At 70.9% G+C, this 12137-nt stretch carries 7 protein-coding genes; 5 read left to right on the top strand and 2 right to left on the bottom strand.

Annotated elements, in window-relative coordinates; all coding sequences use genetic code 11:
- The first annotated feature begins 385 nt into the window (after positions 1–385).
- Positions 386–2938: an alpha-glucan family phosphorylase gene (gene glgP, locus CPY97_RS09860; protein ID WP_096422325.1), complete on the top strand. Its 2553-nt coding sequence runs from the start codon at positions 386–388 to the stop codon at positions 2936–2938.
- A 188-nt stretch (positions 2939–3126) separates the two neighbouring features.
- Positions 3127–4260 (top strand): hypothetical protein, encoded by a 1134-nt coding sequence (locus tag CPY97_RS09855; RefSeq protein ID WP_096422323.1) that lies wholly within the window; start codon positions 3127–3129, stop codon positions 4258–4260.
- Here CPY97_RS09855 and ybaK read toward each other — a convergent pair.
- Both ybaK and glgX read right to left on the bottom strand, forming a co-directional pair.
- On the bottom strand, positions 4257–4736 hold the full coding sequence (gene ybaK / locus CPY97_RS09850; protein WP_096422321.1) for a Cys-tRNA(Pro) deacylase: 480 nt from the start codon (positions 4734–4736) through the stop codon (positions 4257–4259). The genes CPY97_RS09855 and ybaK overlap by 4 nt on opposite strands.
- Entirely contained in the window at positions 4729–6828 is a 2100-nt protein-coding gene (gene glgX, locus CPY97_RS09845) for a glycogen debranching protein GlgX (RefSeq protein WP_096422319.1), read from the bottom strand. The genes ybaK and glgX overlap by 8 nt, the downstream gene beginning before the upstream one ends.
- 80 nt (positions 6829–6908) lie before the next feature.
- Between glgX and CPY97_RS09840 the strand changes: the two genes are divergently transcribed.
- The 3 genes from CPY97_RS09840 (at position 6909) to ligA (ending at position 11878) form a co-directional block, all read left to right on the top strand.
- On the top strand, positions 6909–8108 hold the full coding sequence (locus CPY97_RS09840; RefSeq protein ID WP_096422317.1) for a cysteine desulfurase family protein: 1200 nt from the start codon (positions 6909–6911) through the stop codon (positions 8106–8108).
- A gap of 134 nt (positions 8109–8242) precedes the next feature.
- Positions 8243–9466, top strand: coding sequence for a tRNA 2-thiouridine(34) synthase MnmA (gene mnmA / locus CPY97_RS09835; protein WP_096422315.1), 1224 nt, complete (start codon positions 8243–8245; stop codon positions 9464–9466).
- A 141-nt stretch (positions 9467–9607) separates the two neighbouring features.
- Positions 9608–11878, top strand: a complete 2271-nt coding sequence (gene ligA, locus CPY97_RS09830; RefSeq protein WP_231923913.1) for an NAD-dependent DNA ligase LigA — start codon at positions 9608–9610, stop codon at positions 11876–11878.
- Positions 11879–12137: the final 259 nt, after the last annotated feature.

Raw genomic sequence — 12137 nt, 5'->3', positions numbered from 1 at the left:
GTGGCCCCCGTTCGGGTGTCCGCACAAGGGCGGACAAAATGTACCCCGGCCGGGGTACGCGAATATGCGTCACTCTCCTTCCGCACGCGCCCGTTCGGAGTACCGTGGTGTTCGGAAATCGAACAGGCGGAATACCCGAATCCGACCTGTTCCCCGAACATCACGCGGCGACCCGAGCGCTCGCGTGAACCAGGACCGTGACTCGCATCCCCCCAACGCGAGGCCGGTCCTGTTCGGCGTTAACGGCGCTTTTCGGCGGGACTGACGGTGGATGCGCGTCCCGCCTCCCGCAAATATGGAACCGGTTCCCGAAACGGCCGCCGCTCACTTAGGCTTGACCGATGGGCCCACGACGTCCCATCCGCCCCGGCCGAGGAGTTACCGCGTGAAGGCGATCCGCCGCTTTACCGTCCGCACTGTCCTGCCCGCCGAGCTTGCCGCCGTCGGCGAGCTCGCCGCGAACCTGCGCTGGTCGTGGCACGAGCCGACGAGGCGCCTGTTCGCCTCGATCGACCCCGTGCTCTGGAACGAGCTCGACCACGACCCCGTCGCGCTGCTCGGTGCCGTTGAGCCCAGCCGCCTCGACGCGCTGGCCCACGACGGCGCCTTTATCGCCGAAGCCGAGCGCCTCGTGGCCGACCTCGAGTCGTACCTCCGCGAGCCGCGCTGGTACCAGGGCCTCGCCGATGCGCCGGCCCGCATCGCCTACTTCTCGCCCGAGTTCGGCATCGCCAGCGCGATTCCTCAGTATTCGGGCGGACTCGGCATTCTGGCCGGTGACCACCTGAAGAGCGCGAGCGACCTGGGCGTCCCGCTCATCGGCGTTGGCCTGTTCTACCGCGCCGGTTACTTCCGCCAGGCAATCGACCGCGACGGGTGGCAGAAAGAGAGCTACCCCGTGCTCGACCCCGACGGTCTGCCCATGCAGATGCTGAAAGAGCACGACGGCACCGCGGTGCGCATCACCCTCGCACTGCCCGAGGGGCGCGCCCTGCACGCCCGCGTCTGGAAGATGCAGGTCGGCCGCGTCGAGCTACTGCTGCTCGACACCGATATCCCCGACAACGGCGACGACCTGCGCGGCGTCACCGACCGTCTCTACGGTGGCGGCGGCGAGCACCGCCTGCTGCAAGAGCTGCTTCTCGGCATCGGTGGCGTGCGCGCCCTCGGCCGCTACGTCGAGCTCACCGGCACCGAGGCGCCCGAAGTGTTCCACACCAACGAGGGGCACGCCGGCTTCCTGGGGCTTGAGCGCATCAGCGACCTCATCGCCGAGGGCCTGACCTTCGCCGAGGCGCTGCAGGTCGTCCGCGCCGGCACCCTCTTCACAACCCACACGCCCGTGCCGGCGGGTATTGACCGCTTCGACATCGGCCTCATCGAGCGCTACTTCTCGACGGAGCTGCTGCCGGGCGTCGACGTGCACGACGTGCTCGCCCTCGGCGCGGAGGACTACGAGTCGGGCGACAGCGGCGTGTTCAATATGGCCGTCATGGGCCTGCGCCTCGCCCAGCGCGCGAATGGCGTCTCGCAGCTGCACGGTGACGTGTCGCGCGGCATGTTCGGCCAGCTGTGGCCCGACTTCGACCAGGACGACGTGCCGATCACCTCGGTGACGAACGGCGTGCACGCCCCGACCTGGACCGACCCCATGATGATGGCGCTCGCGAAAGAGAAGCTCGGCACCTACGACACGGCCGCCGCCGACTGGGCGTCGGACGCGGTCAGCGACGCCGACCTCTGGGCCGTTCGTCGACGGATGCGCGAACAGCTTGTTCAGGACGCTCGCCAGCGCGTCGTCGCCGCCTTCGAGGAGGAACACCCCGGCGCGACCGCCCCGGCGTGGATGCACAACGTGCTCGACCCCGATGTGCTCACGATCGGCTTCGCGCGCCGCGTGCCCACCTATAAGCGCCTGACGCTGATGCTGCACGATCAGGACCGCTTGCGGGCGCTCCTGACCGACCCCGAGCGGCCTGTGCAGCTCGTCATCGCGGGCAAGTCACACCCCGCCGACGACGCGGGGAAGGCGCTCATTCAGCGCCTCGTGAAGTTTGCGCAGCATCCCGATGTGCGCGAGCGCATCGTCTTCCTGCCCAACTACGACATCGCGATGGCGCGCCTGCTGTACCCGGGCACCGACATCTGGCTCAACAACCCGCTGCGGCCGCTCGAGGCCTGCGGCACGTCGGGCATGAAGGCCGCCCTGAACGGCTCGCTGAACCTGTCGATTCTCGACGGCTGGTGGAACGAGTACTACGACGGCGAGAACGGCTGGGCGATTCCGTCGGCCGACGCCGCCGGCGATGGCGCCGAGCGTGACGCGCTCGAGGCGCAGTCGATGTACGACCTTGTCGAGCACCAGATCGCTCCGCGCTTCTACGCGCGCGACGCCGACGGGCTGCCGCGCCGCTGGCTGCAGTCGATTCGTCACACCCTCTCGACGCTCAGCCCCGAGCTGTCGGCCGACCGCATGGTGCGCGAGTACGTCGAGCGCCTGTACGTGCCGGCGGCGCACAGCCGCCGCACGATCACGGCGCACGGCCTGCAGCCGGCCCGCGATCTCGCGGCGTTCAAGGTGCGGGCTGCCCAGCAGTGGGATCACGTCGCCGTCACGCACGTCGAGTCGGGCGGGGTACAGAGCCCCCAGGTGGGCGACGAGCTCAAGGTGCGCGCCCACGTGCAGCTCGCCGAGCTCGACCCGAGCGAAGTGCTCGTCGAGGTCGTGTTTGGCCGCGCGGGTGCCGGCGATGACCTCGCCGAGACGCACCGCCGTGAGCTGGTGCTCGACTCGAACGAGCTCGGCCAGCCGGCGACGTTCGTCGGCACGGTGCCGCTCGAGCGCTCCGGCTCGTGGGGCTACAACGTGCAGGTCACGCCGCGCCACGCGCTGCTCGCGAACCGGGCCGAGACGGGGCTCGTCGCGGTCGCGCACTGACGCTGACTGCTGACGCCGGTGTCGATCGTCGAGCGCATCGGCGGCACGCACGCCTTTCCGTGAAACGTCAGTAGTGGGGCTTTCGCACTGTCGAAAGCACCACTATTGACGTCTCGGCTCGGATTTATGGCGCGATGCCTCAGCAGCGACTCCGCTACTGAGGATCGATCAGCGGTAGCCTCGCTGACATGGTGCTCACGGCTGAGACCCTGCTTGACGGGCCGCGCGGTCGGCGGCTCGTGCTCGAGTGGGTGGTGGGGCGTGGTGACCATGACCCCGCGTGCCGGCGACTGCGCCAGGTGCTGTTCGACGCCGCATACGGGCAAGGGCGCGACCGCGGTCACGCCATCTCGATCGTGTCCTATGGGAGCGGCGGTTCTCGGCTGGAACACTCGACAACGACGCCGTCGGCTGTGGCCGTAGTGCTGGACGATCTTCCGGATGCGCCCCCGCCGACCCCAGGCGAGCTGCGGAGCGCGCTGCGCGCGTCCGTCGATTCAGCGCGCTATTGGCAAGACCCGGACGGCGAAGACCACGTTGTGGCCGACCCGGCGGTGCGCCGCGCCCTCCGGCGATTCGCCGCTGCGCTGCTGGACTCGTCGGCCGCCGCGGGATGGTCGGATGACGTGCGCCGAAGCGAGCAGGTCACCGTGCGCTGGTTCGAGGGCGATGATGAGCCGGCGGAGAAGCCTGCGGTCGATCCCAGGACCGCGAGGGAGGTGCTCGCAGCGTGGCGGACGGCCACGATCGAGGACGACCTCCGCGCGCGTCGCGAGCGCCCCACTGATCCGACGGCGAACTGGTCCGGCACCTGGTGGTCGAAACCGCCGACCCAGCTCACGCGTTCCACCGGCCTGCGGGTCGACGGGCGGCCGCTGGGCGTTGAGCTCGTCGAAGATCGATTCAGTTGGACGGCAGCAGAAGTCCGGCCAGTCACGGTGCCGGGCGGCCTGCGCGTGCTCGAGGTGCGCTCGGCCGACGATTGGGCCGCGCTGTGCCGCGCGCATCCGCTGGATGTGACGGGCGAGAAGCGGCACGACTGGTATCACACGACCGGCCGCGTCAGCCGCTGGGTGATGCCTGACTGGTCGGCCGTGGCGCGAGAGGTCGACGGCGTCCATCTCACTCTCGAGGGATACCTGCGCTGCGCGGGGCGTGCGATCGATGTCGGTCTGTCCGGCGCGCTGGCTGGCGACGCGGCGAGTGTCATTGCCGGGTGGAACCCCGACGAGACGGTCTGGTTTTCCGACGCAGTCACTGTCGCGACGGAGTGCCAGCGCTGGGTGTGGGTCGGCCGTGACGGCTGGACGCTGGTGCGTTAGCGGGCGATGTCGGCGACGGCTGCGCTCGTCACCGCGATGAGGTCGGCGGGGGCGAGCTCGATGTCGAAACCGCGGCGACCGCCCGAGACGAGCACGGTGTCGAACAGCTCGGCGCTCTCGTCAATGACGGTCGGGTGCGCGGTCTTCTGCCCGATGGGGGAGATGCCGCCGACGACGTAACCGGTCCGGCGTTCGGCGAGTTGGGCATCCGCCATCGCCGCCTTCTTGCCGCCGACGGCGCGCGCGAGAGCCTTCAGATCGAGCGTGGTCGACACCGGCACGATGCCCACGACGAGCCGTCCGTCAACGTCGGCGAGCAGGGTCTTGAAGACGCGCTCGGGGTCCACGCCCAACGCCTCGGCTGCCTCGAGCCCGAAGTTGGTGGTCGCCGGGTCGTGCGTGTACTGCCGGGGCGTGAAGGCGATGCCGGCCGCCGTCAGTGCGACGGTCGCGGGCGTGCCCGGGGCCTTACTCATCGACCTCGTCGGGGGCAGGCTCCTCGTCGGTGGCCACCACCTGCTCGCCGTGCGCGACGAACAGCAGCATCGACGTGGGGCCGACCTCGAGCCGCTCGCCGGGAACGTGGTGCCGCTCGATGCCGGTGATGTCGTCGTGCGCCGAGTCCCAGACGAGCGTGTAGCCGTCGACCCCGGCATGCGTCGGCAGCGTGACGGTGACGGGCTGCTCGAGCCCGTGCACGATCAAGAGGATGCGGTTGAACGCTTCGTGTTCGGGCGTCGAGGCGGCGAGGTACTGCAGGGTGCGCTCGGAGGGCGAGTCCCAGTCGTCCATCGTCATCGACTCGCCGGTCTTGTTGTACCAGTCCATCTGCGTGGCGCTCGGCACCGTCTCGCCAAAGCGGCCATAGCGCGAGGGGCGCAGCGCCGGGTTCTCACGCCGCAGCTGAATGAGCTTCCGCGTCACCCGGTAGAGGTCTTCCTGCCAGCCGGCCGTGTCCCAGTCGACCCAGGTCAGCTCGCTGTCGTGGCAGTAGGCGTTGTTGTTGCCGCGCTGGGTGCGGCCGCGTTCATCCCCGGCGGTGATCATCGGGATGCCTGCACTGAGCAGCAGGGTTCCCATCAGGTTGCGCATGGCCCGTCGCCGGTCGCGGAGGATCTGCGCCTCGGCGGTCGGCCCCTCGAGCCCGTGGTTATACGAGCGGTTGTTGTCGGTGCCGTCGCGGTTGTCTTCGCCGTTGCCGAGGTTGTGCTTCTCGTCGTAGCTCGTGAGGTCGGCGAGGGTGAAGCCATCGTGGGCGGTCACGAAGTTGACGCTCGCGAGCGGCCCGCGTTCAGCGGCGAACACGTGGGCGCTTCCGGTGATGCGGCGGGCGAGCGGGCCGATGCCGTGCGGGGCCGAGCCGTGGGCGCGCGCGTCGCGCACATCGGTCAGCCAGAAGGCGCGGGCACGGTCACGGAAACCGTCGTTCCACTCGCTGTAGCCGTGCGGGAAGTTGCCGACCTGCCAGCCGCCCATCCCGACATCCCACGGTTCGGCGATCATCTTCGTGTCGGCGAGCGCCGGGTCGTCGAGGATCGCCCGCAGCAAGGGATGCTCGGGGTCGAATTCTGCGCGCTTATCGCGCCCCAGCGTCGCCATCAGGTCGAAGCGGAAGCCGTCGATTTGCACCTCGTCTGCCCAGTAGCGCAAGCTGTCGAGCACGAGGCGCTGCGCAGCCGGCAGCGAAAAATCGACCGTGTTGCCGCAGCCGGTCACGTCGATATAGCGACCGTGCGCATCCTGTCGGTAGTAGTGCTGGTCGTCGAGGCCGCGCAGGCTGGTCGTGGGGCCGTCGACGCCCTCTTCCGCGGTGTGGTTGTAGACGACGTCGAGGATCACCTCGATGCCGGCCTCGTGCAAGAGCTTCACCATGCCCTTGACCTCGCGCAGCACGGCGCCCGGCCCACCATTTTGGGCCGCCGCCGTGGCGTACTGCGTGTGCGGGGTGAAGAAGTTGAGGGTGTTGTAGCCCCAGTAGTTCGTCAGGCCCTGGGCGAGCAGCCGCTGTTCGCTGAGCGACTGGTGAATCGGCAGCAGTTCGACGGCGGTCACGCCGAGGTCGTGTAGGTACGCGATCGTGGCGGGGTGCGCGAGGCCGGCGTAGGTGCCGCGCAGTTCGGGTGGCAGGTCGAGGTTCGCGGCGGTCAGGCCCTTGACGTGGGCTTCGTAGATGACGGTGCGGTCGAGGGGGGTGCGCGGCTTCTGCGCCCCGGCCCAGTCGAAGCCGCCGTCTTGCACGTAGGCGCGCCATTCGCCGTCGTGGGTGCGCACGAGCCCCTTGGCGTACGGGTCGATGAGGTGCTGCTCAGGGTCGAAGCGGTGCCGCCGGCCGTCGTGGCCGTGGGCGCGCAGCGAGTAGCGGGTGCCCGGGGTGAGCCGCTCGTCGGCGACGTGCCAGACCTTGCCGGGCCCGCGGTGCATCGGCACGCGGTCGGTGATCCACGTCGGGTCGGCGGCGTCGAGCAGGCAGAGTTCCATGCGCGAGGCCGATGCGCTGTACACGCGCAGTTCGCCGCCGCGCTCGGTGGGCGTGACGCCGAGCGCTCGCAGCGGATCCCTGGCACTCATTTGCCTAGGCTATGCGGTGGGCGCGCGCCATTCTGACCACGCCGCATCACGATTCGACCCTGTGCCGGAGGGAGGCCGCCGTGACCGTCTACCTCGACCACGCCGCCACCTCACCCATGCCGGCGAGCGTGCGTGCCGCCTTCGCTGAGGCGCTCGCCGTGGTCGGCAACCCGTCGTCGATCCACTCGGCGGGTCAGGCGGCCCGCGCCGTGCTCGACGACGCGCGGGCCCGCATCGCGGCAACGCTCGGGGTCGACGCCGTCGAGCTGACCCTGACGGGCGGCGGCACCGAGGCCGTGAACACCGGTGTGAAGGGTCTTTACTGGCGCCGCCAGCGTGACGCCACGCGCCCCGTCATTCTCATGACGGCCGCCGAGCATCACGCCACGCTCGACGCCGTCGACTGGCTGATCGCGAACGCGGGGGCCGAGCTCGTCACGATTCCTGTCGATGGGGCGGGCCGGATGCGCGTCACCGCTCTCGAAGATTCGCTCGTCGCCCACGGCGACCGCGTCGCCCTCGTCACGATGCTTGCCGCGAACAATGAGGTCGGCACGCTGCAGCCGGTGGCGGACGCCGCTCGGCTGGCGGCCGCGCGCGGCGTTCCCCTGCACGTCGACGCGATCGCCGCCTACGGGCAGCTGCCGCTCGCGCCGCTGCCGGCCGGTGTGAGTGCCGTGTCGATCTCGGCGCACAAGATCGGCGGGCCCGTCGGGGTGGGCGCGATCGTGATCCGGCGCGGCGTCGACGTCGAACCGCTGCTGCACGGTGGCGGCCAGCAGCGCGGACGCGCCGGCACGATGGACGCCGCGGGGGCCGTCGCCTTCGCCGTCGCCGCCGAGCACGCGCACGCGGCCCTCGAGAGCCGCGCCGCCCACAAGCGTGCGCTGCGTGATCGGCTGGCCGCGGGCATCCGTGAATCGGTGCCGCAGGCGGTGCTGTCGGGGGCGCTCGCCGACGGGGCGACGGGCGACGCGCTGCCCGGAACCGTGCATCTGCGCGTGCCCGGCGCCGAGGGCGACTCGCTGCTGTTCCTGCTCGACCAGGCGGGCTTCGCCGTCTCGACCGGGTCGGCCTGCCAGGCGGGGGTGCCCGAACCGTCGCACGTGCTGCAGGCGATGGGCGTCTCCGAATCGGATGCTCGCGGCGCTCTGCGCATCACCCTCGGCCCCGACACGACGGCCGCCGACATCGACGGGTTGCTCGCCGCCCTCCCGCCGGCCGTCGAGCGGGCGCTCGCGGCGGGGCTCGCGGCCCGCACGCCGCGGCTGGGGCGGTAGCGCGGACGCGGCCGCGCCGCCCGGGGCGGCAGCCCGGACGACGTCGTGCCGCCACCGCGAGGCCGTGCGGTTTCCCGGGTAGTCGCGCCGCGCATCCCCCTGCCGATTTGCGGGCCCCGCGTACCCTTGTAGGTATGCGTGTTCTGGCGGCGATGAGTGGCGGGGTCGACTCCGCGGTGGCTGCCGCGCGCGCCGTCGACGCGGGCCACGAGGTCGTCGGCGTGCACCTGGCGCTCAGCCGCATGCCGGGCACCCTGCGCACCGGCAGCCGCGGCTGCTGCACGATCGAAGACTCACTCGATGCGCGGCGTGCGGCCGAGAAGCTCGGAATTCCGTTCTACGTGTGGGATTTCTCGGAGCGCTTCGCCGACGACGTCGTGAACGACTTCATCGACGAGTACGCCGCCGGCCGCACCCCGAACCCCTGCATGCGCTGCAACGAGCGCATCAAGTTCGCCGCCGTGCTCGAGAAGGCGCTCGCGCTCGGCTTCGACGCCGTCGTCACCGGCCACTACGCGCACATCGTCACCGACGAGAACGGCAACCGCGAGCTGCACCGCGCGGGCGACGAGGCGAAAGACCAGTCGTACGTGCTGGGCGTGCTCACGAGCGAGCAGCTGGCCCACGCGATGTTCCCGCTCGGAACGACCCCGTCGAAGGCGGAGGTGCGCGCCGAGGCCGCCGCCCGCGGGCTGTCGGTCGCACAGAAGCCCGACAGCCACGACATCTGCTTCATCCCGGACGGCGACACGCGCGCGTGGCTGGGGGAGCGCATCCCGCCCCGCCAGGGGCTCATCGTCGACCGCGAGGGCGCGGCCGTCGGCGAGCACGACGGCGCGACCAGCTTCACGGTCGGCCAGCGCCGCGGCCTGAACCTCGGCCGGCCCGCGCCCGATGGGCGTCCGCGCTTCGTGCTCGAGGTGCGCCCGAAAGAGAACACGGTCGTCGTCGGCCCGAAGGAGGCGCTCGCGATTCGCGAGCTCGCCGGGGCCCGCTTCACGTGGGCGGGGCTTGATCCGGTCGCGAGCGGCATCGCGTCGGGGGATGCTCGCGGTCGCGTCTCCGAGTTCGCCTGCGAGGTGCAGGTGCGCGCGCACGCCGACCCGGTGCCGGCGGTCGCGCAGGTCGTGAGCGCGACGAGCGGCGATCGCAGCGACGGTGCCGAGCGCGGCGACGCTAGTAAGGGCGACGACGCAGACAACGCTGGCAACGCTGGCGCGCTCGAGCTCGTGGTGCGTGTCGACGAGCCGCTCATGGGCATCGCGCCCGGCCAGACCGCGGTCGTCTACGTCGGCACGCGGGTGCTCGGCCAGTGCACGATCGACCGCACGGTGAGCGCAGTGCCGGTGCCAGCCTAGAAGCACACCTGTCGCACGCAGCGCCGTGGGCGCAGACGACTGAACGGTCGGCCCCGACTCTGCCGGGGCGGAACCCGCGCGCCTGAGCGTCACCTGCACGCCTCCCGGCTGCGCGTCGGGCCTCACCCCTACACTTTCGGCGTGACCGCCGAGAACGCCTTCCGCTCGCCGACCGACCCCGTGCCCGACGACCTCGACGCCGCGCGCACCGAAGCGAGTGCGTTGACCGAGCGCATCCTCGAGTTGCGCGAGGCGTACTACCAGCGCGACCAGGTCATCGAAGACGACGCGACGTATGACGGCATGATCGCGCGGCTCGAAGCGCTCGAGCACGCGCACCCCGAACTGCAGAGCCACGACAGCCCCACCCAGACCGTCGGCGGCCGCGCCGAAACCACCCTGTTCGCGCCGGTCGAGCACGCCGAGCGCATGCTCAGCCTCGACAACGCCTTCACCGACGACGAGTTGGCCGCGTGGGCGGCGAAGGTCGAACGCGACGCGGGCCGCACCGTGGCGTGGCTGTGCGAACTGAAGATCGACGGGCTCGCCCTCAACCTGCGCTACGAGAATGGGCGCCTCGTGAGCGCCGCGACCCGCGGTGACGGCGTGGTCGGCGAAGACGTGACCGAGAATGCGGTGCGTATTGCGGGCATCCCGCAGCGCCTCGCGACCGACGACCCGCCCGCGCTCGTCGAAGTGCGGGGCGAGGTCTACCTGCCGAAGAGGGCCTTCGACGAGCTGAATGAGCGCCAGCGCGAGGCCGGCGAGCGCGAGTTCGCGAACCCGCGCAACGCCGCGAGCGGCTCGCTGCGGCAGAAGGCCGAGGGCAAGAACGCCGCCCAGCTCGAGCGCATGGACGACCGGCTGTCGCGCCTGCGCATGCTCGTACACGGCATCGGGGCGTGGCCGAACCCGCCGGTCGATGCCCAAAGCGAGGTGTACGCGCTGCTGCGCGAGTGGGGGCTGCCGACGAGCGACAACGTTCGCGTCGTCGACGGCGTTGAGGGGGTGCTCGAGTACGTTGCCCACTACGGCGAACACCGGCACTCGGTCGAGCACGAGATCGACGGCGTCGTCGTCAAGGTCGACGAGCTGGCCCTGCACGGCGAGCTCGGCGCGACCAGCCGCGCCCCGCGCTGGGCGATCGCCTACAAGTACCCGCCCGAGCAGGTGAACACGACACTGCTCGACATCGTCGTCAGCGTCGGCCGCACGGGCCGCGCCACCCCGTTCGCCGTCATGCAGCCGGTGCGCGTCGCCGGGTCGACCGTGCGCCAGGCGACCCTGCACAACCAAGACGTGGTGCGCGCCAAGGGCGTGCTCATCGGCGACACGGTGGTGCTGCGGAAGGCGGGCGACGTGATCCCGGAGGTGCTCGGTCCCGTTGTCGAGCTGCGCGACGGCAGCGAGCGCGAGTTCGTCATGCCGACCACCTGCCCCGAGTGCGGCACTGAGCTGCGCCCCGCGAAAGAGGGTGACGTCGACCTGCGCTGCCCGAACGCGCGCAGCTGCCCCGCCCAGGTGCGCGGACGCGTCGAACACATCGGCAGCCGGGGCGCCCTCGACATAGAAGGCCTCGGCGAGATCGGCGCGGCCGCCCTCACGCAGCCGGTCGTGCCCGAGACGCCGCCGCTCGTCACAGAGGCGCCGCTGTTCGACCTGACCATCGACGACCTGCTGCCGATCGAGGTCATCGTCACCGACGCCGAGACGGGCCTGCCGAAACTCGACGACGACGGAGAGGCGAAACGGCGCAGTCCCTTCCGCCGCAACCCGACCGCGGCCGAGAAGCGCGACGGGCTCACCGGTGAGCAGCCGAGCGCGGTCGCGCTGCAGCTCATCGACGAACTCGAGAAGGCGAAGACGAAACCCCTCTGGCGGATGCTCGTGTCGCTGTCAATCAGGCACGTCGGCCCGGTCGCGGCGCGCGCCCTCGCCGACCACTTCGGGTCGCTCGACGCGATCCGAGCCGCCTCGGCCGAGGAGCTCGCCGCCGTTGACGGGGTTGGGCCGATCATCGCCGAGGCGCTCATCGACTGGTTCGCGGTCGACTGGCACGTCGAGATCGTCGAACGCTGGGCGGCGGCTGGCGTTCAGTGGGCAACGCCCGGCCACCCGGGGCCGGGAGCGGCGGCGCGCGGGGGAGTCCTCGAGGGGCTGACGGTCGTCGCGACCGGGACGCTGGAAGGCTTCACGCGCGAGGAGGCGCAGGAGGCGATCATCGCCGCCGGCGGCAAGGCCGCCTCGAGCGTGAGCAAGAAGACCGACTTCGTCGCGGCGGGGCCGGGAGCCGGCTCGAAACTCGCGAAGGCCGAACAGCTGGGCGTGCGCATCATCGACGCGGCGCAATTCGCGGTGCTCGTCAGCGAGGGCCCCGACGCGCTGGGGGAGGCGGCCGCAGCAACCGAGTAGCGTCGCGACGAGCGACGGATGGCTGCGTCACCACGACAGGCCCGACACCGCGAACAGATTCCTCACGTGCGCCACATCATTACAGCGTCCCGTGACCGGCACAGTGGGCGTCTCCCCTCCCCATGTCGACACCCATCGGACCCCCAGCGGCGTCGCGCCCGCCACTGCCGCCCCCTCCAACCGACTCGCAAGCGCCACTTTGGCCCCTGTAGCCCCACGGTCCACAGGCGGCGATCAACCACAGTGACCCCTCCCGTCA

The organism is Microcella alkaliphila (assembly GCF_002355395.1).
Taxonomy (GTDB): domain Bacteria; phylum Actinomycetota; class Actinomycetes; order Actinomycetales; family Microbacteriaceae; genus Microcella; species Microcella alkaliphila_A.
The sequence above is the reverse complement of the archived record's forward strand: the minus strand, read 5'-3'. Positions and strand labels throughout refer to the sequence as shown.

Bases quoted from the DNA above. Each gene is read 5' to 3' on its own strand.
- glgX (WP_096422319.1), bottom strand. From the start codon at position 6,828: ATGAGTGCCAGGGATCCGCTGCGAGCGCTCGGCGTCACGCCCACCGAG.
- CPY97_RS09855 (WP_096422323.1), top strand. From the start codon at position 3,127: ATGGTGCTCACGGCTGAGACCCTGCTTGACGGGCCGCGCGGTCGGCGG.
- ybaK (WP_096422321.1), bottom strand. From the start codon at position 4,736: ATGAGTAAGGCCCCGGGCACGCCCGCGACCGTCGCACTGACGGCGGCC.
- mnmA (WP_096422315.1), top strand. From the start codon at position 8,243: ATGCGTGTTCTGGCGGCGATGAGTGGCGGGGTCGACTCCGCGGTGGCT.